The organism is Roseibium sp., assembly GCF_048260565.1.
In the GTDB taxonomy this organism is placed as follows: domain Bacteria; phylum Pseudomonadota; class Alphaproteobacteria; order Rhizobiales; family Stappiaceae; genus Roseibium.
In genome coordinates this window covers 443,587-465,821 of the sequence record NZ_JBLXGP010000002.1, presented here as the reverse complement: position 1 = coordinate 465,821, position 22,235 = coordinate 443,587, and the positions used below count along the sequence as shown (strand labels likewise).

The following is a 22,235-nucleotide window of genomic DNA, read 5'->3' as shown; positions in this document are numbered from 1 at the left end:
CAGCCTCAGGCTGTGCCCGATCGACGAACCGGCCCATTCTGAACGCCGGTAAATACCCCCCACGGCACACAACCTGATGCAGATGCGAGGCCGTCATTCCGCAACGCAATACAAACGCACCCAAAAAAACAGAAAGTCTATTATTTAACAAATTAAACATAAGACTTGACCGCAAAACAAACCCCTCAGTCTCCTCTTGAGTTCAATCAGCTGGAAGATACAGATCCTCTTGTTCTTCTTCGGGGATAATGGTTTCCTAATCCTGTTTAGGTCCGGGATACCCATAAACAAAGCCGGCATAAACGGGAGGAAAATCATGACTGATACACTGAACAGGAGACGGTTCCTGAAAGGCAGCGCGCTTGCCGCCACTGCAACGGCCGGCACGCTTGCCGCACCCGCCGTGGCGCGCGCCGAGCCGGCCGTCCTGAAAATGCAGGCCGCCTGGGGAGGCGGCATCTTTCTTGAAAACGCCAAGTCCTACGTGGACACCGTCCATGCCATGGCCGGCAAGGACCTGAAGATCGACCTGCTGCCGGTGGACTCGGTGGTCAAGACCAGCCAGATGCAGGACGCTGTGCACCGGGGCGTGCTCGATGCGGCCCACTACGTTCCGGCCTACTGGTACTCCAAATCGAAAACCGCGTCCCTGTTCGGTACCGGTCCGTGCTTCGGCTGGTCCTCTCAGGAAGTGCTCGGCTGGGTCAATTACGGTGGTGGCCAGGAGCTGTTCGACGAACTAATGGCCTCGCTCGGACTGAACGTCGTCTCCTTCTTCAACAGTCCGATGCCTGCACAGCCGCTCGGCTGGTTCAAGGAACAGATCACTGATGTCGCGCAGATGAACGGCCTGAAGTACCGCACGGTCGGCCTGGCTGCGGACGTGATGCTGCAGATGGGACTTTCGGTCGTGCAGCTTCCCGGCGGTGAAATTCAGCCGGCAATGAAGTCCGGCCTAATCGACGCGGCCGAGTTCAACAACCCGACCTCCGACCGCGACTTCGGCATGCAGGACGTCTCGAAGAACTACATGCTGGCGTCGTTCCACCAGAGCCAGGAATTCTTCGAAATCACCTTCAACAAGAAGAAGTACGAGAACCTGCCGTCCGAGCTCCAGGCCGTCCTCAAGCACGCGTCGAATGCGGAGAACTCGAACTTCTACTGGCACAACACCAAGCGCTACTCGGAAGACCTCGTCAAACTGCAGGAAGAGCAGGGCGTCAAGGTTTACCGCACGCCGGATGCGGTCATGGCCGCTCAGCTCGATGCCTGGGATGCCGTTGTCACCCGCATTTCCGAGGAAGACCCCTTCTTCGCCAAGGTGATCGAGTCGCAGAAGAAGTATGCCAAAGAGGTGATGGGCTACCTGAACCTCAACCAGCCCGACTACAAGCTGGCCTACAAGCACTACTTCGGCTGATCCGAGCCCCTTTTGCCGGATGTTGTCGCGGGGACCCGTCACGGGCCCCTGCGCATTCCTGCCTGCAAACCTCCAGAGGCTGACGTGACAAGACTAATCTATATGATCGAAGGGCTAAGCGTCTGGGTCGGCCGGGCATTCGGCTGGTGCATTCTCATCCTCACCCTGTCCGTTTCCTACGAAGTGTTCGTGCGCTACGTGCTGAACGCGCCCACCGTTTGGGCCTTCGACATGATGGTGCAGATGTATGGCGCCCTCTTCCTGATGTCGGGGCCCTATGCCCTGGCCCAGGACACCCATGTGCGCGGCGATGTCCTCTACCGCCTGTTTTCGGTCCGTTGGCAGGCCCGCGTCGACTTCCTGCTTTACCTGCTGTTCTTCTATCCGGGCATGCTGGCCCTGTTCTGGTACGGGGCGGAGATCGCCTCCGACAGCTGGCGCTACAAGGAAGTGAGCTGGAACAGCCCGGCGCGCATCCAGGTCTATTTCTTCAAGACCCTGATCCCGGTGGCCGGCTTCCTGCTGATGCTGCAGGGACTTGCCGAACTCGCACGCTGCTGGCGCGCCATGAAAACGGGTCAATGGCTGCCACGCCTGGACGACGTGAAGGAAACGGAGGACATCCTGGCCGAGGATCCCTTCGAAGACCAGCCCGCCGCCGGCCATTGACCGGACAGCATGTCTCTTTGATGAAAGTGTCCTGAGATGACGAATCCCGAAGTCGCGATCCTGATGCTGTGCCTGTTTATCCTGCTGGTGCTGCTCGGCTTTCCGATCGCCTTTACCCTTCTCGCCATGGGCGTCGCCTTCGGCTACTACGCCTATTACTCCGGTGCGGAAACCTTCGCAGACCTGTTCACTAACAACATCTTCTATCTGCTGAACCAGAATACCTATTCGGTGATGGAAAACGACACACTGGTCGCCATCCCGTTGTTCCTGTTCATGGGTTACGTGGTCGAACGGGCAAATATCGTCAACCGCCTGTTCTTCTCGCTGCAGATGGCCGCGCGCAACCTGCCCGGCTCCATGGCGATTGCCGCCCTGATCACCTGCGCGGTTTTTTCAACCGCATCCGGGATCGTCGGCGCCGTCGTGACGCTGATGGGACTTCTGGCCTTCCCCGCCATGGCCAATGCCAATTACAACAAGCAATTCGCCTCCGGCGTGATCTGTGCCGGCGGCACGCTCGGCATCCTGATTCCGCCATCCATCATGCTGATCGTCTATGCGGCGATCGCCGAACTGTCCCCGCTCCGCCTTTACGCGGCAGCGGTCTTCCCCGGGCTGATGCTCGCGGGTCTCTATATCCTCTATGTGATTGCCCGGGTTCTCGTCAGTCCCGGAATCGCGCCCAAGCCACAGCAGGAGGACGTGCCGCCGGTGGCGAAGATCTACACGGATCTGCTGGTTTCCTTCGTGCCGCTGACCGTGCTGATCATGCTCGTCCTCGGCTCTATTTTGGGCGGACTGGCAACGCCGGCGGAAGCGGCCGCGATGGGAGCGCTTGGAGGTCTGTTCCTGGCGTCTCTCTATCTCGGGCCGACGGAAGACATCCTGAGGAGGTGCGTCACACTGAAAGACCCGGTTCCGGCCGGGTTCGCCGTGGTGTCCTTCGCGGTTTTCATCCTGTCCGCCAAGGAGCCGAAGTTGTGGCAGATGATCACAATTCCTGTTCTGGGTGCGCTCGCCGGCCTCTGGCTCTCGTGCCTCCGCCACGCCCACAAGGCGGTTTGGGTCCGATTGACGGAAAGCGTGTTCCTGACCGCCAAGGCGACCGCCATGGTTTGCTGGCTGTTCGTCGGCTCCTGGACCTTCGCGTCGGTGTTCTCCTATCTCGGCGGCCACGACATCATCGAGCAATGGTTCCTGCACATGCAGCTCGAGCCGTGGCAGTTCCTGATCCTGGTTCAGCTGATCATCTTCTTCCTCGGCTGGCCGCTGGAATGGTCGGAAATCCTGATCATCTTCGTGCCGATCTTCCTGCCCATGCTCGATACGTTCCACGTCAACCCGTATTTCTTCGCGATGCTGGTGGCGCTGAACCTGCAAACCTCGTTCCTGACCCCGCCCATGGCCATGTCGGCCTACTATCTGAAAGGTGTGTTGAAGAAAGAGATCGAGCTGATTGACATCTTCAAGGGCATCCTGCCGTATCTGGCGATCGTGATTTTCAGCATGGTGATGCTGCACGAATTCCCCGCGATTGCCCTGTGGCTGCCTGATTACCTGTTCGGACCGTATATTCCATGAACCTGACACTGCCTGACAACGACATCCTCAAACTCAGCGCCAGCGAGGCGGTCCGGAAAATCCGGGCCGGCCTTCTGACCTCGACCGATCTTGTTTCCGCCTGTCTCCGACGCATCGAGGAAACCGACGGGCAGTTGAAAGCCTGGGCCCATCTGGACCGGGACAAGGCGCTGGCGGAGGCCGCCGAAATGGATGCGGTCCGGAAATCAGGCCGCCCCCTCGGCGCCCTGCATGGTGTGCCGGTCGGCCTGAAGGACATCATCGACACGAAGGATTATCCGACCGAACGCGGGTCTGCGGTGTTCACAGGACGCTGCCCCGACCGGGATGCGGCCGTGGTGGAACGCCTGCGTGACGCCGGGGCCGTGATCCTGGGCAAGACCAAGACGACGGAGCTGGCCTTCGTTCATCCGACCGATACCACCAATCCGCACGACCCGGGCCATATACCCGGCGGCTCCTCGAGCGGGTCGGCGGCAGCCGTTGCCGCCCATCAGGTGCCACTGGCGCTCGGCACCCAGACCAACGGTTCGGTCATCCGTCCGGCCTCCTTTTGCGGGACCTACGGCTTCAAGCCAACGCGCGGGGTTATTTCCCGCCGGGGCGTTCTGGCGACATCAAATACGCTCGACCAGATCGGCGTCTTTGCCCGCACCCTGGAGGACAGCGCCCTTCTGACCGATACCCTCAAAGGCTACGACCAGACCGACGACAAGTGCTATCCGCGTCCAAGGCCCGCCATGCTGGCAGGCTTTCTGTCGGAACCGCCGGTGGAACCGTCCCTGGCCTTTATCGACCTTCCCTTCGCCGACCGACTGAGCGCGGACAGCCGTGCCGGGTTTACGGAACTCGTTACGGCTCTCGGCGCTCGGGTGGAACGGATACCGGCACCGCCCGCGTTTGCCGACCTGGTCGAGGTGCAGCGGATCATCCATGAATACGAGATCTGCCAGCTTCTGCAGGACACCTTCGATAATCATTGGGATCGGATCAGCGCGACGCTGAAGCCGGTGATTGAACGGGGCCGGGCAATAACGACCGCGGCCTATGAGGATGCGCTTTCGGTTGCCGAAACGGCCGACGGCTTCTTCACCGCCTTCTTCAAGGACTACGATGCGATCCTCAGCCCGAGTGCGGCGGGAGAAGCTCCGAAGATGGGGCCGAGTACCGGGGACCCGATCTTCTGCACACTCTGGACGCTGGGCGGATTGCCTGCCGTTTCCATGCCCCTGCTGGTCGGCGAGAACGGACTGCCGATCGGGGTCCAGCTTATTGGTGCGGTCGAGCAGGACGACCGGCTGATGCGCACCGCCCGCTGGCTTTTGACAGCATTGAATGCCGCCTGAGACGAGACAAGGAGTTCCTCATGTTAGGACGAAACAGCAAGATCCTCCTGGGACTGATCGGAACCGCCCTGGTCTCTGTCTTCGTGATCGGCCTGGCCTACAGCATCTCCACCGGTTTTGCCGGTTTCTGGGGCGGCCTGCCCTGCTGGATCATAGTGATCTTCGTTCTGTCCCTCGCCGTCACCGACTATGTTCAGGAATGCGTTCTGGGCAAGGACGGGAACGGCAAAAATGGCTGACAAACCGGTCCTGTGGCTGCCGCGGCGGGTGTCCGACGCGACCATCGCGCGGGCCCGGGAAAGCTACGAGGTGATCCTCAACGAGGCGGACGACGTCAGCACTGCTGACGAGATCGTCGCCATGAGCGCACGTGTCGACGCGATGATGCCGTGCCACTCGGAGATCTTTTCAGCCGATGTGGTCAGCCGGCTCGACCCGCGCCTGAAGATCCTCGCCAATCATTCGGTCGGCGTAGACCATTGCGATCTGGCCGCTCTCAAGGCGCGCGGCATCGCCGTGACCAACACGCCGGACGTCCTGTCGGATGCGACCGCCGAAATCGCCATGCTGCTGATGCTCGGTGCGGCCCGGCGGGCGGTCGAGGGCGACCGGATCGTCAGAAGCGGTGCGTGGGACTTCTGGAGCCCGTCCTTCATGGTCGGCAAGCAGGTCAGCGGCGCGCGGCTCGCCATCGTCGGCATGGGCCGTGTCGGCCAGGCCTTCGCCAAAAAGGCGCGCGGTTTCGACATGGAGATCCATTACTACAACAGGCAGCGCCTTGCCGAGGACCGGGAATTCGGCGCGACCTACCACAGCTCGCTGGAAAGCCTGTTGCCCAACGGCGATTTCCTGTCGCTCCACTGCCCGGCAACCCCTGAAACGAAGAACCTCCTGAACGCGGATAGCTTGAAGCTGCTTCCCGCGGGCTGCGTGATCGTAAACACCGCCCGTGGCGCGCTGGTGGATGAGGCGGCCCTGATTACGGCGCTCAGGTCCGGACAGGTGGCTGCGGCTGGCCTGGATTGTTTTGTAAAGGAACCCGGCGGCAACCCGGCGTTCGCAGACTTCGAGACCGTGTTCATGCTGCCCCATATCGGCAGCGCGACCGTGCGGACCCGCGACGCCATGGGCTTCCGCGCACTGGACAATCTCGACGCCTTCTTTGCCGGCAGGACGCCGAAGGATCTTCTTTAAAAGAAATTGGACAATTTAATTGACCAATCATCTTCGTTGGGTCATTAAGATCCGGCGGGTGCGATTTTGCGTGCCCGGTACGCAGATCAACAACGGACAGCAGCCATGTTCCGAAAGGCGCCACCCATAAGGACCGCCGACGCCGTCGTGCAGCAGATCGAGGAACTGATCCTCAACGGTGTGCTCCGGCCGGGCGACCGGCTACCGCCGGAACGGGAACTGGCGAGTGAGATCGATGTCTCCCGCCCGGTGCTGCGCGAGGCCTTGAAACTTCTGGAAGAGCGCGGCCTTCTGACCAGCCGGCAGGGTGGCGGAACTTTCGTCGCCGATGTCATCGGGCCGATCTTCTCCGAACCGATCATCGCTCTGATCGAGCGCCATCCGACGGCCATCGCCGACTACCTGGAGTTCCGGCACGACATGGAGGGCACCGCAGCCGCCCATGCCGCCGAGAGGGCCACGGCCTCGGACCGCAAGATCCTCACCGACGTTCTCGCCCAGATGGACGCGGCTTACGAGAGCGGCGACGCGGCCAGGGAAGTGGAACTGGATGTTGACCTGCATCACGCCGTCGGCGAAGCGGCCCACAACATCATCCTGCTGCACGCCCTGCGTTCCTGCTATCGGCTCCTGGAAAACGGCGTCTTCTACAACCGCCAGCGGCTCTATCACCATCCGACCGCCCGCCGCGCCGTTCTGGAGCAGCACAAGCGGATCGTCGACCGCATCCTGGCCGGCGACCCGGACGGGGCGCGACAGGCGTCACACGACCATATCGATTTCGTTGCCGCCGCCTTGAAGGAGGCGGAACGCGCCGAAGGCTGGCAGGAGGTGTCCGATCTCCGGCTGAAACAGCGCAGCCATGTTCCGCGCAGCGGTCGCTCTACCGCTGCCAAAGGTTAAAAATACAGACCAATCGAGGAAAACCCATGTCCGCCATTACCTGCATTTCCGATCTGCAAGCCCTTGCCAGACGCCGTGTCCCGAAGATGTTCTACGAATATGCGGACACCGGCTCGTGGACCCAGAGCACCTATCATGACAACGAAGCCGCGTTTCAGCGTCAGAAGCTGCGCCAGCGGGTCGCGGTCAACATCGATAACCGCAGCCTCAAGACGACCATGATCGGCGAGGACGTCTCCATGCCGGTGGCGCTCGCCCCGGTCGGCCTCACCGGCATGCAGCACGCGGACGGGGAAATTCTGGCCGCCCAGGCGGCCGAGCAATTCGGCGTGCCGTTCACGCTGACCACCATGAGCGTCTGCTCCATCGAGGATGTGGCGGAACACACGACCAGGCCGTTCTGGTTCCAGCTCTATGTGATGCGCGACCGCGGCTTTTCGGAATCGCTGATGACACGGGCGCTCGAGGCCGGCTGTTCCGCCCTCGTGCTCACGCTTGATCTTCAGGTTCTGGGGCAACGTCACCGGGACATCAAGAACGGCCTGTCGACCCCGCCGAAGCCGACCCTGCCGGTTCTGCTCGACCTCGCCCTTAAGCCGCGCTGGTGCTGGAACATGTTGCAGACCAAGCGTCGCCAGTTCGGTAACATCCATGGCCACGTCAAGGGCGTGGAGGACATGTCCTCGCTGGCGGAATGGACCAACAGCCAGTTCGACCCGACCCTGGACTGGTCGTCGGTGGAATGGGTCAAGAAGCATTGGAACCGCAAGCTGATCCTGAAGGGCATCAACGACGTGGAGGACGCGAAGATCGCGGTCGGGACGGGAGCCGACGGGATCATCGTCTCCAACCACGGCGGCCGCCAGCTCGACGGCGCCCTGGCCTCCTACGATGTGCTGCGGGATATCGTCGATGCCGTCGGCGACAAGATCGAGGTCTACATGGACGGCGGCATCCGCTCCGGCCAGGACGTCTTCAAGGCCGTCGCCATGGGTGCGAAAAGCACCTTCATCGGCCGCTCGTACATCTACGGCCTCGGCGCCATGGGCAGGCCGGGCGTGACCAAGGCGCTGGAGATCATCCGCAAGGAACTGGACGTGACCATGGGCCTTTGCGGCGAAACCGACATCACCAAGGTGGGCCGGCACAATCTGGTGCTCTGAAGGTTCTGAACCGAAAGCTTATGACCGGTCGAGCAGAGCGACCCAGGCTTCGGCAATCGCCTGCCCGGTCCGGTCGGAGGCGGCCGCGTGGCGGTTTGCATCGTGAGTGAAGCGTTCCGGCCAGTCGGGCGTATGCTCCCGGATCCGCTCGGAAAACAGGGCGGACCATTGTTCGGCCTCCGGCAGCGCCACTTCGAAATGAAACTGGGTCGCATAGGTGGCGCGGCCCAGTCGAAACGCCTGATGCGGCGTTGCATCGCTGCTGGCCAAGTGCACCGCGCCCTCCGGCAGGGAAAACGTGTCCGTGTGCCAGTGGAAGATCGGCGAGCCTCCGGCCAGAATCCGGCCGATCGGATCGTCGCCGGCCTTCTCGACCGCCCGCACTTCGTGCCAGCCGAATTCGATCGGCCGGTCGAGAATGTTCTCGGCCCCGAACGCCCGCGCGATCAGTTGAGAGCCCAGGCAAATGCCAAGAACCGGTTTGTCTCGATCATGAAAGTCTCTGATGAGGTCGCAGACAGCCGGCAGGAAAGGGTAGCCCTCGTCGTCGAGCGCATTCTGGGAACCTCCCAGGACAACGAGCCCGGACCGTCCCGCGCACGTTCCCGGAACCGGTTCACCGGCATGGGCCTGCACAATATCAAAGCCGATCCCGGCCTTTTCCAGGGCGCGGCCGACATTGCCCATCGGGGCATCCGGATAGTTTTCAATCACCAGGACGGACATGAAGGACGACTCCAAGACACTGATTCTTTTCGCCTATCATGATAGGCTTCCGCCGATATGACGAGACTTTCGTGGAGGGCTCCTGGATGTCGACAAAAGCACCGTTGCAAAACCGGGTGACGCCCACCGGCGACATCATCGCCACTTCGGCGCGCGGCCTTTACATGGGCAACCGGGGCGGCAGGATCCATGACCCGGAAACCAGGACCCTGACGAACCGCCGCTGGGCATCTCAGCGCTGGATCTGCTGCGTCACCGATTTCAAGGGCCGGAGCCGGGAGATCATGGGCGACGGCTACACGGAGCTGTTCTTTCTGGATGAGCCGACCGCGCTTGCCGCCGGCCACCGCCCCTGCTTCGAGTGCCGCAGAGACGACGCCAAAGCCTTCGCCCAGGCTTTCCCCTGGAGCCGGCTGGCGCAAGGCACCTCTTCCACCGCCACTTTGGACAAGGTCTTGCACGGGGACCGGCTAGACGGACGGCATCAGCGGCATTTCCAGGCCCGCCTTGCCGACCTTCCTGACGGCGCCTTTGTCGCCATCGGCGACGCGCCATATGCGCTCCTGGACCGGCGCCTGATTGCCTGGACGGTCGACGGTTACAGGTCCGCCGCCCCGAACACATCCGAGGGAGAGATCACGGTGCTGACACCGAAATGCATCTGCGAAGCGCTTGCCAACGGCTACCGGCCGCACTGGCATCCAAGCGCAGAGGCCGCGCTCGGATAATGTTCAATTAATCTGATCATTCGATCACGAACAATCATTTGTCGTGAAACGATTTTAGGCGCAGATTGCGGCACACAAATCTGACCGGGATCTCCATGTCCGTTTCCACATCCATCGACACCGGCCGGGAGCCGGCTCTGTCGGCCACCGACTACGGCCTTTATGGCGCAACGGTCCTTGCCTGGGGCTTCAGCTGGATTGCCATGAAGGGGCAGGTCGCCGCTATCGAACCCGAAGTCTCCGTCTTCTGGCGCTTCGTACTGGCATCCGCCGTGATGTTCGGCTGGAGCCTCTACCGGCGCCACGACCTTCGTTTCGGATGGAAGGCACATTTGCGTTTCGCAGGTCTCGGAGCCCTGATCTTTTCGACGAACTTCACCCTGTTTTACTACGGAGCCCGGTTGCTTCCGTCGGGTCTGCTTGCGGTGGTGTTTTCACTGACCTCCGTGTTCAACCTGTTCCTCGCCTTCGTGCTGTTCCGGCAGAAACCCGGGCTTGCCACGCTCTCAGCCGGCCTGATCGGCTTTTTCGGGGTCGCCCTGATGTTCTGGCCGCAGATCATGGGTGCGGACATCGACTACCAGGCCGCCCTTGGGCTGCTGTTTTGCACGCTGGGAACGGTTTCCTTCTGCCTGGGAAACATGCTGTCGGCATCGACCCAGCGGACAGGCATCACGGTCACGCCGGCCACCACCTGGGGCATGTTCTACGGTGCTGTCTTCCTCGGGGTCTTCGCGGCCGTCAGGGGCAATAGTTTCACGGTCGAGTGGACCGTCACCTATCTCGGAAGCCTCGTCTATCTCGCCGTCATCGCCTCGGTGATCGCCTTTGCCTCCTATCTGAGACTGCTCGGGCGCATCGGCTCGGCGCGCGCCGGCTATGCCACGGTCATCTTTCCCGTCATCGCTCTCGCGGTTTCAACCGTGTTCGAAGATTATCACTGGACAGGCAGCGGCTTCGCCGGCCTGCTTCTGGTGCTGACCGGCAACGTCATGATGCTGAGGAAACGATAGCTACCCCTGCCAGACCCTATTCCGCTGCGATCTGGTTCGCCACGTTGCCGATGGCCGCAACGATGTGATTGCACAAAGTGTCGTGCATCGGCTGGCGCGCGGACACGGAGCGCAGCAGGCTGATCTCGCACGGCGGAAGGGCCGGGAAGCCATCCTTTTCCTCCAGAATGCGCATGCCGTCCCGGACCGCGCTTTCAGGAAAAATCGTAACGGCCAGCCCCGCCTGGACGGCACCGACCAGCGCCGATGCGCTGGAGCTGACATAGGCGACATTATAGGCGCGGTTGACGCGGTCCAGCGCTTCCATGGACAGGCGCCGCCAGGAGCAGGTGGACGGTCCCACCGCCAGCCGGACCACTTCCATGGTGTGAGCGCAATGCTGGCTGGACGATACCCAGTACAGCGGCTCGCGACGGATGACTTCGCCTCGGGATTCCGACTGATCATCGGAGGTGACGATGGCTACATCCAGCTTACCATCGTGGATCGCAGTCCCCAGATTCGTGCTGCCTGCGCATTCCACCTGAATCTCGATCGACGGATTAAGCCTGTTGAAGGCCGCAAGAACCTGGGGCAACAGACGATCGGCATAGTCGTCCGGCACGCCGAGCTTCACCTGGCCGACTTCCTTGCGGTTTCCGAATGCGGACAGGGTCTCGTCATTGAGGCTTATCATGCGCCGGGCATATTCCAGCAGGCGCTGTCCATCTTCCGTCAGGCGCGACTGCCGGCCGTCCTTGGCGAAAATCGGAAGGCCAAGGCGTTCTTCCAGGCGGCGCATCTGCATGGACACGGCCGACTGGGTCTTGTGCACGGCCTCCCCGGCCTTGGTGAAGCTTCCGAGTTCCGCGATCGCAAGGAACGTTCTCAGCTGATCGATGTCCAGCACATGATTCATGAGAGACCTGCCGACAGATATTCTTATAAGGGATTTTGATTGTTTGAACATTATACATCAATAGCGTTTGCGCACCAAGAGGGGTGTTCAGGCCCCTGCCGAAACGCTTCAGAGCCGAGATGGATTTGAGGAAATTGTATGGATCCCGCTCGAGAAAATCCGCGCCACAAGGAAATCACACTTTAAATTTCAATATCTTATAAACTCATAACGATATGTGATTGTTCCAATAAAAAACATTCGTTGGATAAATTAAAGCGAACACGCCATCTTCCAATTGTCCCAAGAAGACGAACCGCCGGACCGGCGGCGCCGAATGACCTGCAAACACCGTTTGCCGGTAACAGGAGAATTTTGCCATGACGCATTTTGCAAGACAGAGCCTGACTGCAACCATCGGCCATGCGATTGCCCGTGCATGGCGCGCTTACAAGAACCGGCGCGAAGTCGTCAAATTGTATGAGATGTCCGACAGCCAACTCGAGGACATCGGTCTGACCCGAGGCGACGTTCGTCGCGCCTTACAGCTACCGCTGTTCATCGACCCGACTCCCGTTTTGAACACCTGGGCGGACCAGAAGCGCGTGCGCTTCCGCCCGATTGTCCAGGACCGGTTGCAGCTCGAGTTCGGCACCCGTTCCGCCTCCCCGGAGAGCACTGTCATCAAGTTATCAGAGCGCAAGCCCAAACTGGCCGCCTGATCCGAACTGCTACTGCAGCCCCGTCGGCACCTGTGCTGACACCTCACTGGCCCGCCACCCCCGGCGGGCCTTTTTTATGGAGCGGTACCCTAATCCGTGTTGCCGGATGTATTGCCCAGGTCTCTGGCCGCGCGATTGAAGAAACTGTCGAAAGCCTCGAACTGGCTCGACTGAAAGTCCCGGCCCGCGGCCATCCAGTTGGCCATCATGGCATCGAATTCGGACGCCTCTGCCTGGTCCCCGGTTTCGCCGTCACCGGCGATGGCGTCCTCCTCTTCCGCTTCGAGTTCGGCTTCAACCTCTTCCTCGTCTTCCGGATGAGCCTCTTCCGTTTCCGTGCGGTCCAGAGGTTTGAGGAACTGGGACCAGAACGCGTTGACCGCCTCCGTATAGCCCTGGACGTAATCCATCGGCTTGGGAACCGGCTTCGGCCGTCCGCGCACGAACCCACGCACGAAGGCGTCCATAAGCTCCTGCGCCTCCCTGTGAAGATAGGGTCTGACGACCTGCGACATGGCCAGGGTTGCGGCGACAGGCATCATTTCCTGAACCGCCTTCTGCTGCAGTCCGGTTGCCTGGGCAATCTGTTCGGCAACCGCCTTGCGCACGAATTCAGGGCCGAAGAACGGCGAAAGCTGCTCGTTCGAGATGTCCTGCCCCGTCTTGCCGAACAGGTTCAGCGGATCGAAGACATTGACCGGCTCCGCCGGCGCCTGGAAGGGCGACTGCGGCCCAAAATGCCGAAAGCCAGCCATCGCGGCGGGCATCAGGCGGGACATGGCATCGCTCAGGTCCTGGTTCGTCCAGCCGAAACGCTGCCGCATGTCTTCGGCGACAGCAGCCAGATCAAACGGATAAGTGAAGCCGGAATCATCTGCCATCGCCAAAGCCCTGAAACGTTTCGCCTACCGGCATGATCGGCGTTCGGCTGCCTCAGGTCAATTCGCGGTTTTTCAACAGACGAAAATTGCGACTGGCTCGGGCCGGTGCCCTAATAGGCGTATTCCTTGAAGATATGTGTCAGGTCGCCATTCCAGCTGCCGTTGTAGCGTTGCAGCAGGACATCGGCCGGACACATGCCCGCCGCCAAACCTTCCTCGATCGGCGCCAGATGAACGCGCTCATCCAGATCGCCGTCGCTGAAACGGGCGCGCCGCTTCAAGCCTTCGCTGGAAAGAGCAAGCGCTTCCTTGGCGATATTCAGAACCGTGCCTGACCGGAAGGCGGTCTGCAGCGCGTCCCTGGGAACGCCCGCGCGCAGGGCGGCGCGTTCCTCCTGGGTCCAGTCCTTCACAAGCTGCCAGGCCTGATCGAGAATGCCATCGTCATAAAGCAGGCCGACCCAGAAGGCCGGCAATGCGCAGATCCGGCGCCAGGGACCTCCGTCCGCACCGCGCATCTCGATGTATTTCTTCAGGCGCACATCCGGGAACAGGGTCGACAGATGATTGTTCCAGTCCCCGAGGTTCGGACGCGCATCCGGAATCTTGCCCTCGAGCCCGCCGTTCATGAACTCCCGGAACGTTGTGCCGGTTACATCGTGGTAGGCATCTCCGCGCTTGACGAAATACATCGGCACGTCGATGGCCCAGTCCACATAAGCCTCGAAACCGAAACCGTCCTCGAAGGCGAATGGTATATCCCCCGTCCGGTCCGCATCCGTATCGGTCCAGATCTGCGCGCGGAAGGATTTGAAGCCGTTGGGCTTGCCGTCGGTGAACGGCGAATTGGCGAAGATCGCGGTCGCGATCGGCTGCAGGGCCAGACCGACGCGCATCTTCTTCGCCATGTCGGCTTCGGAAGAGAAATCGAGATTCACCTGAATGGTCGAGGTCCGGTACATCATATCCAGCCCGAGGCTGCCGACCTTCGGCATGTAGCGGGTCATGATCTCGTAGCGCGACTTGGGCATGGCCGGAACGTCTTCGCGGCGCCATGTCGGCGTCATGCCGGTTCCCAGGAAGCCGACGCCCATGGGATCGGCAACCTGACGGACCTGCGCCAGATGCGCGTTCGTCTCGCGGCAGGTTTCATGCAGATTGTCGAGGGGTGCACCCGACAGCTCGAACTGGCCGCCCGGCTCGATGGAAATAGCGCCGCCGCCGACCGGATCGGCCAGGCCGATAATCTTGCCCGCATCCTCGATCCGTTCCCAGCCGAGCAGCTTTTCCATGCCCGTGAGAACGGCCTCGACGCCCTGCGGTCCGTCATAGGGAATCGGGGACAGATCGGATTGGCGGAAACCGAATTTTTCGTGCTCGGTTCCGATCCGGAACCGGTCGGACGGCTTGCAGCCGTCCTCAAGCGTCGCGGCAAGCGCAGCAGTGCCTTCAATCGGCGTCGAATCGACGGTGTCGCGAGCCATTCAGACTGTCCTCAATTTCAAGTCGATGCATACATTAGCCAATCGACGGGCCATGCACATACGCAGTGAGTCATTTCGTTCTCGTGAATATCGAACGACTGCTGGCATTTAGGACTGATTGGTCCGAAACGCAAGGCAGACAAATGGCGCGGAATTAAACTCACGCAATTCTGAAGACCGCCTTCGCGTGTTCGCGGCCTCAAAGCCGACGTCTCCTGGCCGGTCCCCATCGTTCTCCGGATGGTTCAACCCCTTGCCGAATGTGCCGATTTCCCGGTTCTTCGCGAAGACCCGAACCGGTGTCAGCTCCAGTCGCCCAGGGTGGCCTGGACAATGGCCAGCGCAGCCACGGCAGCAGTGTCCGCGCGCAGGACTCTGGGTCCGAGCGGGATCGGCGTCACGAAGCTCTGCGCACGCAGAAGCTCTCTTTCCTCCGGCGAAAACCCGCCTTCCGGTCCGATCAGAACGGCAAGAGGTGCCGGTCCCCGATCCGCCAGATCCGCAAGCGCCCCGAGCGGATTCTTGGTTTCCTCGCCTTCGTCGCAGAACAGCAGACGCCGGCCCGGTTGCGTCTGCTCCCATGTGCCGACGAGGTCCTTGAGGGCCATCGGCTCCAGCACCTGCGGCACCGAGATGACGCCGCATTGCTCGGCCGCCTCGATGATATTGGCTTCCATGCGTTCCAGGTTGACCCGGCTCGCCTGGGTATACTGGGTCATCACCGGCCTGAGGCTTCCGGCCCCCATTTCGACCGCCTTCTGCACCATGTAATCCAGGCGCGCATGTTTCAGCGGGGCAAAAAGATAGTGCAGGTCGATGGCGGTCGTCTGCTCGCGCACCTGCTCCACCAGCTTCAGCAGGCAGGCCTTGCGCCCGGTCGCGACGATTTCCGCAAGCCACTCACCATCCTTGCCATTGAAGACAAGAATCCGGTCTGTGTCCTTGAGGCGCAGGACATTGAGAAGATAGTTCGCCTGACTGCGGTCGGCTTCTATCGAGCCGCCCGGAGCGAGAAGCGGACGAACGAACAGGCGCTGCATTTTGAAGTCATATCTGGACATGTCCCCAAGGTAAGGCGTGACCGGAGCCGATTTCAATGGCCGTGCGGGCTGCGTCCCCCGGGAAACCGGAACGCCGGCCCCAGCGTTCAATGTCAGGCGGGGGCCGGCGTTCGAAATCAGGCGTGCTGACCGGTGGCGGGCGGTTCCGCCGGTTCGGCTTCGTCTTCGGCCTCTGAGGGCGCCTTATCGGCGTGGCCGACATACATGTAGAACATCGGCACCACGAACAGGGTGAACATCGTCCCGACGGACATGCCGGTGAAGATCACCAGGCCGATGGAGTAGCGAGCGGCGGCCCCTGCCCCTTCGGCGATGACCAGCGGCAGGACGCCGAGCACCATGGCACCCGTCGTCATCAGGATCGGCCGCAGCCGTTCCCGGGCCGCCTCGACGATCGCCTCGCGCTTCGACATGCCGTGCTGTTCGCGCTGCGCATTGGCGAACTCGACCATCAGGATGCCGTGCTTGGTGATCAGCCCCACGAGGGTGATCAGCCCGACCTGGGTGTAGATGTTCAGCGTGCCGAGCCCGAGGTTCAGCGGCACAAGGGCGCCGAAGATCGACAGCGGCACGGTCATCATGATGATGAACGGATCGCGGAAGCTTTCGAACTGGGCCGCCAGAACCAGGTAGATCACGATGACCGCCAGGGCAAAGGCGATCAGGATCGTATTGCCCTGCTGCACCTCGAGCCGCGACTGACCGGCATAATCGACAAAGAACCCGGACGGGATCGTCTCGTTCGTAATCTGCTGCAGTTCGGCAAGGCCGTCGCCGGTGGTGACCGTCGGCAGCGGCAGCGCCGAAATCGTCGCCGAGTTCAGCTGGTTGAACTGCTCGATGGAAACGGCCGTCGCCCCGATCGAAACCTTCACCACGGCTGACAGCGGCACCATGTCCCCGCTCGCCGAGCGGACATAGAATCCTCCGAGGAGATCGGGGTTCATCCGGTATTCCTTGGCCACCTGGGGAATGATGTCATAGGAGCGGCCGTCCCGGTCGAACTTGGACACGCTCGCGTTGCCCACCAGGATGTTCAGCGTGCCGCCGATGGTGGAAACAGGAACGCCGAGGGCGGCCGCGCGCTCGCGATCGATCAGGATCGTGGCCTGCGGCTTTTCGAAGGACATGGAGTTCTGAACCACGATGAACTTGCCCGAAGCCATCGCCTTGTTCTTGACCTCTTCGGCAATCTCGTAGACCTGTTCGGCCGATCCGGTCGTCTGCAGGACGAGCTGGATCGGCAGGCCGCCGCCGGATCCGGGCAGGGACGGCGGCGCGAAGACGAAGGCCTGGACACCGGCGGACTTCGATATCCGCCCCTGGATCATCCCCTTGATCTCTTCCTGCGACTGCGCCCGCTCCCCCCACGGCTTCAACGCCCAGATGGCAAAGGCGGAATTGGTCGCCCCCGTTCCGACGATCTGGAACCGTGCCTCGACACCCGGAACATCGTCCGTCATTTCGTAGAACTGGTTGGTATAGAGCTGGGTGTAATCGGACGTGGCGTATTGCGGCGCGGTCACCATGGCAAACAGCGCGCCCTGGTCCTCATCCGGTGCCAGTTCACTCGACGTCTTCAGGAACAGGAACGCGGACGTCGCCAGCAGCGACACCACGATCAGAAGCGTCACCGGCTTGTAGTCGAGCGAGAAGTTCAGACGCCGGCCGTACCAGTTGGTGAGTTTCGTGAACACCTTGTCGATGAAGGTCTGGAACCGGCTGCCGTGGGCCGACAGGAGGCGGGCCGACATCATCGGCGACAGGGTGACGGCGACGAAACCGGAGATGAACACGGCGCCGGCCAGCGTGAAGGCGAATTCCCGGAACAGCGCTCCGGTCAGGCCTTGTGTGAAGCCGATCGGCGCATAGACAGCGCCGAGCGTGATGGTCATCGCCACCACCGGCCCGAAAATCTCGCGCATGCCGACGATCGCCGCTTCGAGCGGTTTTAAACCGTCCTCCAGATGCCGGTGGATGTTCTCCACCACCACGATGGCGTCGTCCACCACGAGACCGATCGCGAGCACCATCGCCAGCAGCGTCAGCGTATTGAGCGAATAATCGAGCGCCCAGAGGAAGAAACAGACCCCGATCAGAGACAAGGGAATGGTCACGATCGGCACCAAGACCGCCCGGAAGGAGCCCAGGAACAGCAGGATCACCAGAATGACGATCACGACCGCTTCGGCGATGGTCTTGAAGACTTCCTCGATGGAGGCGGAAATGAACTTGGTGGAATCGTAGACCACCTGGATCGACGTGCCCTTGGGCATGTTTGCCTGAAGCCGCGGCAGCTCCGCCCGGACGCCGGCGGCGGTGTCGAGCGGGTTGGCGGACGGCGTCGGCATGATGCCGAGGAACACGCCCTGCCGGCCGTTGAAGGACACACGGACATCCGTGCTCTCGCTGCCGAGCGTGACATCCGCCACGTCCCTGAGACGGACGACCTCCGTTCCCTCGCCGCTGACCGGCAGTGCCCCGAAGGCCTCCGGGGTCTGGAGCGTCGTTTTCGCGGCGATCTGGTAGGCGACATACTCGCCTTCCGTCTTGCCCGGCGCGGACAGGAAGTTCGCGCCCTGGACCGCTGTAAGCACCTCGGCCGCCGTCACACCGCGCGAGGCCAGCTTGATCGGATCGATCCAGATGCGCATGGCGAAGGTCTGTTCGCCCAGGATCTGGGCGTCGGCCACGCCGTCGACGACCGAAAGCTGCGGCTGGATGACGCGCGAGACGAACTCGGTGATCTGTTGCGGCGACATGCCGTCGGAAAGAACCGAGAGATACATGATCGCAAAGGACCGCCCGGTGCCTTTCTTGATGACCGGGTCCTTGGCCTCGTCCGGCAGTTGCCCCCGGACTTCCTGAACCTTGGAGATGACTTCGGTCAGGGCCTTGTCCGGATCGGTGTTGAGCCGCATGTGCACGGACACCGTCGACAGGCCGAGCGCACTGCTCGAGCTGACATAGTCGACGCCTTCGGCCGACCCGACCGCCTTGGCGATGGGCGTCGTGATGAAACCCTGAACGAGATCGGGGCCAGCGCCGACGAACACGGTGGTGATGGTGATCACCGTTTCCTCGATCTTGGGATACTGGCGGACATTCATGTTCATGATGCCCTGCGCGCCAAGCAGCAGGATCATCAGGCTGACGACCGTGGACAGAACCGGTCTGCGGATGAAAATCTCCGAGAAATTCACATCAGGCTCCCGGTTTTTCGGTGGCGCCGACCGGGTTGACCGTATTGTCGATGGTCACTGGGCTGCCGACCGTCAGCTTGTTCTGACCGGCGGACACGATCACGTCTCCCGGTTTTACGCCTTCGGTCACCTCGATCTTGCCGCCGAAGCGGCGGCCGACCTCCACGAACACCTGGCGCGCCACCAGTTTCTTCTTGCCGTCCTCGCCCGCCGGGGCAGTTTCGTCTTCGGCAACCCGATAGACGTAGGTGCCGTAAAGGCTCTGGACGACCGCCGTCTGCGGCAGCGCGATGACGTTGTTTTCCTCAGGCAGATCGATCCGGACGAAGGCGAACTGGCCCGGACGCAGAACACCGTCGGAATTTTTGACCTCCGCCTGGATCGAGACCAGGCGCGACTGAGGGTCAATCTTGGGATCGATACCCGTGATCTTGCCTTCATAGCCCATGGCGTCTTCCGACAGGCCCAGGTGAAGGAGCTGACCGATATGCACCTCGGAAAGGCGCTGTTCGGCGACCGTGAAATCGACCTTCATCACCTTGAGATCCTGAAGCGTGGCAATGACGGCACCGGCCGGAAGATACTGACCGACATCGATCTTCGGAATGCCTATGGTTCCGGAAAACGGCGCCCGGATCTTCTTCAGATTGATCTGCGCCTTGACCCGTTCCATGACGGAGCGGGAAGCATCGAGGGCGGCCTTGGCATCATCCAGGGCCGAAGTCGAACTCACACCCCTGTCGACAAGGGTGGTCGCACGCTTCAGCGCCTGACTATCGCGCGCCTCGTTAGCCTTGGCCGCGATCAGTGTAGCCTGTTCTTCTTCGTCATCGAGCTGGACGAGCAGTTGCCCTTTTTCGATCTCATCGTTGGCGGCGAACAGGATGTCGGTCACGATCCCGGCTGCGCGCGACGCCACATCGACACCCTGGAGGGCGCCGACCGTCCCGATCGCCTCGATACCGGGCTTCCAGGTCTGGGCTTCCACGGTCACGGTAGACACCGTTACGGTCGGTCTCGGCCGATTGGCAAAGAACTCGGCGATCTTCTGTTCCTTGAACAGATTGAAACCAACCAGCCCGCCGCAGATCAGTACGATCAGAATGATGGCGATGATGAAACGCTTGATCATGAACCTTATCCGTCCGACCCCGCCCGGCCATGAATACTAACAGGTTTCAGCCCGTCACGCTGGCGCAGGGTCTATGCAAAAATTCCATGACGACGGGCGCCGCAGCCATTCGCTCTGGCGCCCGTCGTCAATGAATACCGTGATGCCTCTTTTCACCGCGGGGAGGACGCGGCGGTTACTGGGTTAGGCACAAAATAGTGCGGCTTGCGCTCGTTGAAAAGGTATGGATCCCTTATAAATTTTTTAGATCAAGAGGCCCTGACCCTTTCCCCAACGGCAGATTTCGGAGAAGCGGTATCCGGGCAACGTGGCAAACATGTGATCCCCCTTGTCTTTGATGGCCGAGTTGTTTTTTTCATTCACTTCGACAAGATGACACAGCGGTCGACCCTTTATCCGCTCCGCAAAAGGAGCCCATCTTGTCCGGAATAAACCTGAAACGGTGGTTATTCGCCGGCGTCCTTCCCATGGAAAAAGGCCGGATCCTGCCGGAGATCCTCGCCGGGCTGACCCTTGCCGCGGTCGCGATTCCCGAGGTGATGGGATACACGAAAATCGCAGGCACGCCGGTGATCACCGGGCTCTACACCATGCTGCTGCCCATGGCGCTGTTCGCCCTGCTCGGATCATCGCGCCATCTGGTGGTCGGGGCGGATTCGGCGACCGCAGCGATCCTGGCGACCAGCCTGGCCGGGCTGGCTGCGACCGGATCGGCCGAATACGTCGCGCTGGCAGGCCTGATCGCTCTGATGGTGGGCGTGCTGGTGCTGGTTGCGAGCGTCGCCCGGCTTGGTTTCATGGCCGACTTCCTGTCCCGGACCGTTCTGGTCGGCTTCCTGTCGGGCGTCGGCATACAGGTCGCCATGAACTCCCTGCCCGGCATGCTTGGCCTGAAGATCGCTCATGCCAGCGGGCTGGAAAAACTCGCGTTGCTCCTGCCATTGCTGTCGACCCTGAACCTTCAGGCGGCAGCCATTTCCCTCAGCGCCCTGTTCCTGATCCTCGGTTTCAGGGGGCTGTCCCGGTCCTTTCCAGGCGCGATCGTTGCGCTCGGGCTGATCACATTCGTCAGCTGGTTTTTTGACTTCAGCAACACCGTTGCGGTTGTCGGCAGCGTCCCCGGAGGGCTTCCCGACCTGGCGCTGCCGGATGTCGACTGGTCATTCGCGCTGATCTGGCAGCTCGGCCCGGTGGCGCTTGCCATGCTGGTGGTGATCCTCGCCCAGAGTGCAGCCACCGCCCGCGCCTATGCCACCAAATACAACGAAACGCCGGACGAAGGCATGGACCTGCGTGCCTTGGGGTTCGCCAATCTCGGCGCCGGGCTGACCGGAACTTTCGTCGTCAACGGCAGTCCGACCAAAAGCCGGATCGTCGAAAGTGCGGGCGGCAGGACCCAGCTTTCCATGTTGATTACGGTCGGGATCGTCATTCTTGTTCTGCTTTTCTTTACCGAAATCCTGGCCTATCTGCCGGAAGCCGCGCTCTCCGCCCTCGTCTTTCTGATCGGCATCGACCTGATCGACCTGAGAGGCCTGCGGGAAATCCGCCGCACCCGGAGGGCCGAATTCTGGGTCTCGGCAATAACGATCCTGGTGGTTGTCGTGGCGGGCGTCGGGCCCGGCATCGTGCTGGCGATCGTGCTGTCGCTCATCGTGCATACGCGGCACGGCTATCACCCGGCCAACGTTCTGCTCACGCCGGAGACCGCGGAAACCTGGCAGGTGCAACCTCTCAAAACCCGCGCCATGGCGGCCCCGGACCTGATGGTCTACCGGTTCACGCACTCCATGTATTATGCCAATGCGGAGCTCATGAGAGAGGAGATCAGGGATCTGGTTACACCCGCTCCGGACGGCTTGCGGCACTTCTGCATCGATTTCTCCTGCGTCGACGACATCGACTTCACGGCCCTGCAGGCCTTGAAGAAAATCCAGGAGGATCTTGCCGGCGAGGGCATCGAGTTGCTGTTCGCCCATACGCTGGACGATCCATCCTCCCGCAGCCGTCGGCAACTGATTCACACCTTCGGAAAAAGCATCGTCTTTTCCACGGTCGACGAGGTTCTGTCTTACATCAAGGCGGGCAAACCACCGCCCCCCGCCGGCTCCGCCTCTTGACCCGATCCT

General features: G+C 61.5%; 19 protein-coding genes. 12 read left to right on the top strand and 7 right to left on the bottom strand.

Translation table 11 applies throughout. From position 1 onward, the window contains the following. The first annotated feature begins 316 nt into the window (after positions 1-316). From ACN0SO_RS06580 to ACN0SO_RS06545, 8 genes are all read left to right on the top strand, one after another. The gene (locus tag ACN0SO_RS06580) at positions 317-1,420 is read left to right on the top strand and encodes a TRAP transporter substrate-binding protein (RefSeq protein ID WP_417675785.1); all 1,104 of its coding nucleotides are present in this window, start codon (positions 317-319) and stop codon (positions 1,418-1,420) included. 84 nt (positions 1,421-1,504) lie between these two features. Next, a complete protein-coding gene (locus ACN0SO_RS06575; protein WP_417675783.1) occupies positions 1,505-2,089 on the top strand; it encodes a TRAP transporter small permease subunit in 585 nt (194 codons plus the stop codon). 36 nt (positions 2,090-2,125) lie between these two features. Next, positions 2,126-3,673 (top strand): TRAP transporter large permease, encoded by a 1,548-nt coding sequence (locus ACN0SO_RS06570; protein ID WP_417675781.1) that lies wholly within the window; start codon positions 2,126-2,128, stop codon positions 3,671-3,673. After that, positions 3,670-5,019, top strand: a complete 1,350-nt coding sequence (locus ACN0SO_RS06565; protein ID WP_417675779.1) for an amidase — start codon at positions 3,670-3,672, stop codon at positions 5,017-5,019. Before ACN0SO_RS06570 ends, ACN0SO_RS06565 begins: the two co-directional genes overlap by 4 nt. A gap of 20 nt (positions 5,020-5,039) precedes the next feature. Next, entirely contained in the window at positions 5,040-5,258 is a 219-nt protein-coding gene (locus ACN0SO_RS06560) for a hypothetical protein (RefSeq protein ID WP_417675777.1), read from the top strand. Continuing rightward, positions 5,251-6,213: a 2-hydroxyacid dehydrogenase gene (locus ACN0SO_RS06555; protein ID WP_417675775.1), complete on the top strand. Its 963-nt coding sequence runs from the start codon at positions 5,251-5,253 to the stop codon at positions 6,211-6,213. The genes ACN0SO_RS06560 and ACN0SO_RS06555 overlap by 8 nt, the downstream gene beginning before the upstream one ends. Positions 6,214-6,318: 105 nt before the next feature. Further along, positions 6,319-7,116 carry an FCD domain-containing protein gene (locus tag ACN0SO_RS06550; protein WP_417675773.1) on the top strand — a complete coding sequence of 266 codons (798 nt, stop codon included), beginning with the start codon at positions 6,319-6,321 and terminating at the stop codon, positions 7,114-7,116. 26 nt (positions 7,117-7,142) lie between these two features. Then, positions 7,143-8,279, top strand: coding sequence for an alpha-hydroxy acid oxidase (locus ACN0SO_RS06545; RefSeq protein ID WP_417675771.1), 1,137 nt, complete (start codon positions 7,143-7,145; stop codon positions 8,277-8,279). Positions 8,280-8,297: 18 nt separating this feature from the next. Here the strand turns inward: ACN0SO_RS06545 and ACN0SO_RS06540 are convergent, their stop codons facing one another. Then, entirely contained in the window at positions 8,298-9,005 is a 708-nt protein-coding gene (locus tag ACN0SO_RS06540; protein WP_417675769.1) for a type 1 glutamine amidotransferase, read from the bottom strand. A gap of 86 nt (positions 9,006-9,091) precedes the next feature. Here ACN0SO_RS06540 and ACN0SO_RS06535 point away from each other — a divergent pair, with 86 nt between their 5' ends. Both ACN0SO_RS06535 and ACN0SO_RS06530 read left to right on the top strand, forming a co-directional pair. After that, the gene (locus ACN0SO_RS06535; RefSeq protein WP_417675767.1) at positions 9,092-9,733 is read left to right on the top strand and encodes a hypothetical protein; all 642 of its coding nucleotides are present in this window, start codon (positions 9,092-9,094) and stop codon (positions 9,731-9,733) included. A gap of 95 nt (positions 9,734-9,828) precedes the next feature. Further along, the gene (locus tag ACN0SO_RS06530) at positions 9,829-10,746 is read left to right on the top strand and encodes a DMT family transporter (protein WP_417675765.1); all 918 of its coding nucleotides are present in this window, start codon (positions 9,829-9,831) and stop codon (positions 10,744-10,746) included. 16 nt (positions 10,747-10,762) lie between these two features. Here the strand turns inward: ACN0SO_RS06530 and ACN0SO_RS06525 are convergent, their stop codons facing one another. Beyond that, positions 10,763-11,644 (bottom strand): LysR substrate-binding domain-containing protein, encoded by an 882-nt coding sequence (locus ACN0SO_RS06525; RefSeq protein ID WP_417675763.1) that lies wholly within the window; start codon positions 11,642-11,644, stop codon positions 10,763-10,765. Between the two features lie 359 nt (positions 11,645-12,003). Here ACN0SO_RS06525 and ACN0SO_RS06520 point away from each other — a divergent pair, with 359 nt between their 5' ends. Continuing rightward, complete coding sequence (locus ACN0SO_RS06520; protein ID WP_417675761.1) at positions 12,004-12,345, top strand: DUF1127 domain-containing protein; 342 nt, start codon at positions 12,004-12,006, stop codon at positions 12,343-12,345. 89 nt (positions 12,346-12,434) lie between these two features. Here ACN0SO_RS06520 and ACN0SO_RS06515 read toward each other — a convergent pair whose 3' ends face one another. The 5 genes from ACN0SO_RS06515 to ACN0SO_RS06495 form a co-directional block, all read right to left on the bottom strand. Beyond that, positions 12,435-13,226, bottom strand: coding sequence for a hypothetical protein (locus ACN0SO_RS06515; protein ID WP_417675759.1), 792 nt, complete (start codon positions 13,224-13,226; stop codon positions 12,435-12,437). A 110-nt stretch (positions 13,227-13,336) separates the two neighbouring features. Then, positions 13,337-14,710, bottom strand: coding sequence for a glutamate--cysteine ligase (locus ACN0SO_RS06510; protein ID WP_417675757.1), 1,374 nt, complete (start codon positions 14,708-14,710; stop codon positions 13,337-13,339). 302 nt (positions 14,711-15,012) lie between these two features. Next, positions 15,013-15,771 (bottom strand): 16S rRNA (uracil(1498)-N(3))-methyltransferase, encoded by a 759-nt coding sequence (locus ACN0SO_RS06505; protein WP_417675755.1) that lies wholly within the window; start codon positions 15,769-15,771, stop codon positions 15,013-15,015. Positions 15,772-15,887: 116 nt separating this feature from the next. Beyond that, positions 15,888-18,974, bottom strand: coding sequence for an efflux RND transporter permease subunit (locus ACN0SO_RS06500; protein WP_417675753.1), 3,087 nt, complete (start codon positions 18,972-18,974; stop codon positions 15,888-15,890). A gap of 1 nt (position 18,975) precedes the next feature. Continuing rightward, entirely contained in the window at positions 18,976-20,106 is a 1,131-nt protein-coding gene (locus ACN0SO_RS06495) for an efflux RND transporter periplasmic adaptor subunit (protein ID WP_417675751.1), read from the bottom strand. A 419-nt stretch (positions 20,107-20,525) separates the two neighbouring features. Here ACN0SO_RS06495 and ACN0SO_RS06490 point away from each other — a divergent pair, with 419 nt between their 5' ends. Next, positions 20,526-22,226, top strand: coding sequence for a SulP family inorganic anion transporter (locus ACN0SO_RS06490; protein ID WP_417675749.1), 1,701 nt, complete (start codon positions 20,526-20,528; stop codon positions 22,224-22,226). The last annotated feature ends 9 nt before the right edge of the window (positions 22,227-22,235 follow it).

Excerpts from the sequence above, each read along its gene's own strand:
- ACN0SO_RS06510 (WP_417675757.1), bottom strand. The coding sequence starts at position 14,710 with ATGGCTCGCGACACCGTCGATTCGACGCCGATTGAAGGCACTGCTGCG.
- ACN0SO_RS06560 (WP_417675777.1), top strand. The coding sequence starts at position 5,040 with ATGTTAGGACGAAACAGCAAGATCCTCCTGGGACTGATCGGAACCGCC.
- ACN0SO_RS06525 (WP_417675763.1), bottom strand. The coding sequence starts at position 11,644 with ATGAATCATGTGCTGGACATCGATCAGCTGAGAACGTTCCTTGCGATC.
- ACN0SO_RS06540 (WP_417675769.1), bottom strand. The coding sequence starts at position 9,005 with ATGTCCGTCCTGGTGATTGAAAACTATCCGGATGCCCCGATGGGCAAT.
- ACN0SO_RS06545 (WP_417675771.1), top strand. The coding sequence starts at position 7,143 with ATGTCCGCCATTACCTGCATTTCCGATCTGCAAGCCCTTGCCAGACGC.
- ACN0SO_RS06550 (WP_417675773.1), top strand. The coding sequence starts at position 6,319 with ATGTTCCGAAAGGCGCCACCCATAAGGACCGCCGACGCCGTCGTGCAG.
- ACN0SO_RS06495 (WP_417675751.1), bottom strand. The coding sequence starts at position 20,106 with ATGATCAAGCGTTTCATCATCGCCATCATTCTGATCGTACTGATCTGC.
- ACN0SO_RS06555 (WP_417675775.1), top strand. The coding sequence starts at position 5,251 with ATGGCTGACAAACCGGTCCTGTGGCTGCCGCGGCGGGTGTCCGACGCG.
- ACN0SO_RS06570 (WP_417675781.1), top strand. The coding sequence starts at position 2,126 with ATGACGAATCCCGAAGTCGCGATCCTGATGCTGTGCCTGTTTATCCTG.
- ACN0SO_RS06535 (WP_417675767.1), top strand. The coding sequence starts at position 9,092 with ATGTCGACAAAAGCACCGTTGCAAAACCGGGTGACGCCCACCGGCGAC.
- ACN0SO_RS06580 (WP_417675785.1), top strand. The coding sequence starts at position 317 with ATGACTGATACACTGAACAGGAGACGGTTCCTGAAAGGCAGCGCGCTT.
- ACN0SO_RS06505 (WP_417675755.1), bottom strand. The coding sequence starts at position 15,771 with ATGTCCAGATATGACTTCAAAATGCAGCGCCTGTTCGTTCGTCCGCTT.
- ACN0SO_RS06530 (WP_417675765.1), top strand. The coding sequence starts at position 9,829 with ATGTCCGTTTCCACATCCATCGACACCGGCCGGGAGCCGGCTCTGTCG.
- ACN0SO_RS06565 (WP_417675779.1), top strand. The coding sequence starts at position 3,670 with ATGAACCTGACACTGCCTGACAACGACATCCTCAAACTCAGCGCCAGC.
- ACN0SO_RS06520 (WP_417675761.1), top strand. The coding sequence starts at position 12,004 with ATGACGCATTTTGCAAGACAGAGCCTGACTGCAACCATCGGCCATGCG.
- ACN0SO_RS06515 (WP_417675759.1), bottom strand. The coding sequence starts at position 13,226 with ATGGCAGATGATTCCGGCTTCACTTATCCGTTTGATCTGGCTGCTGTC.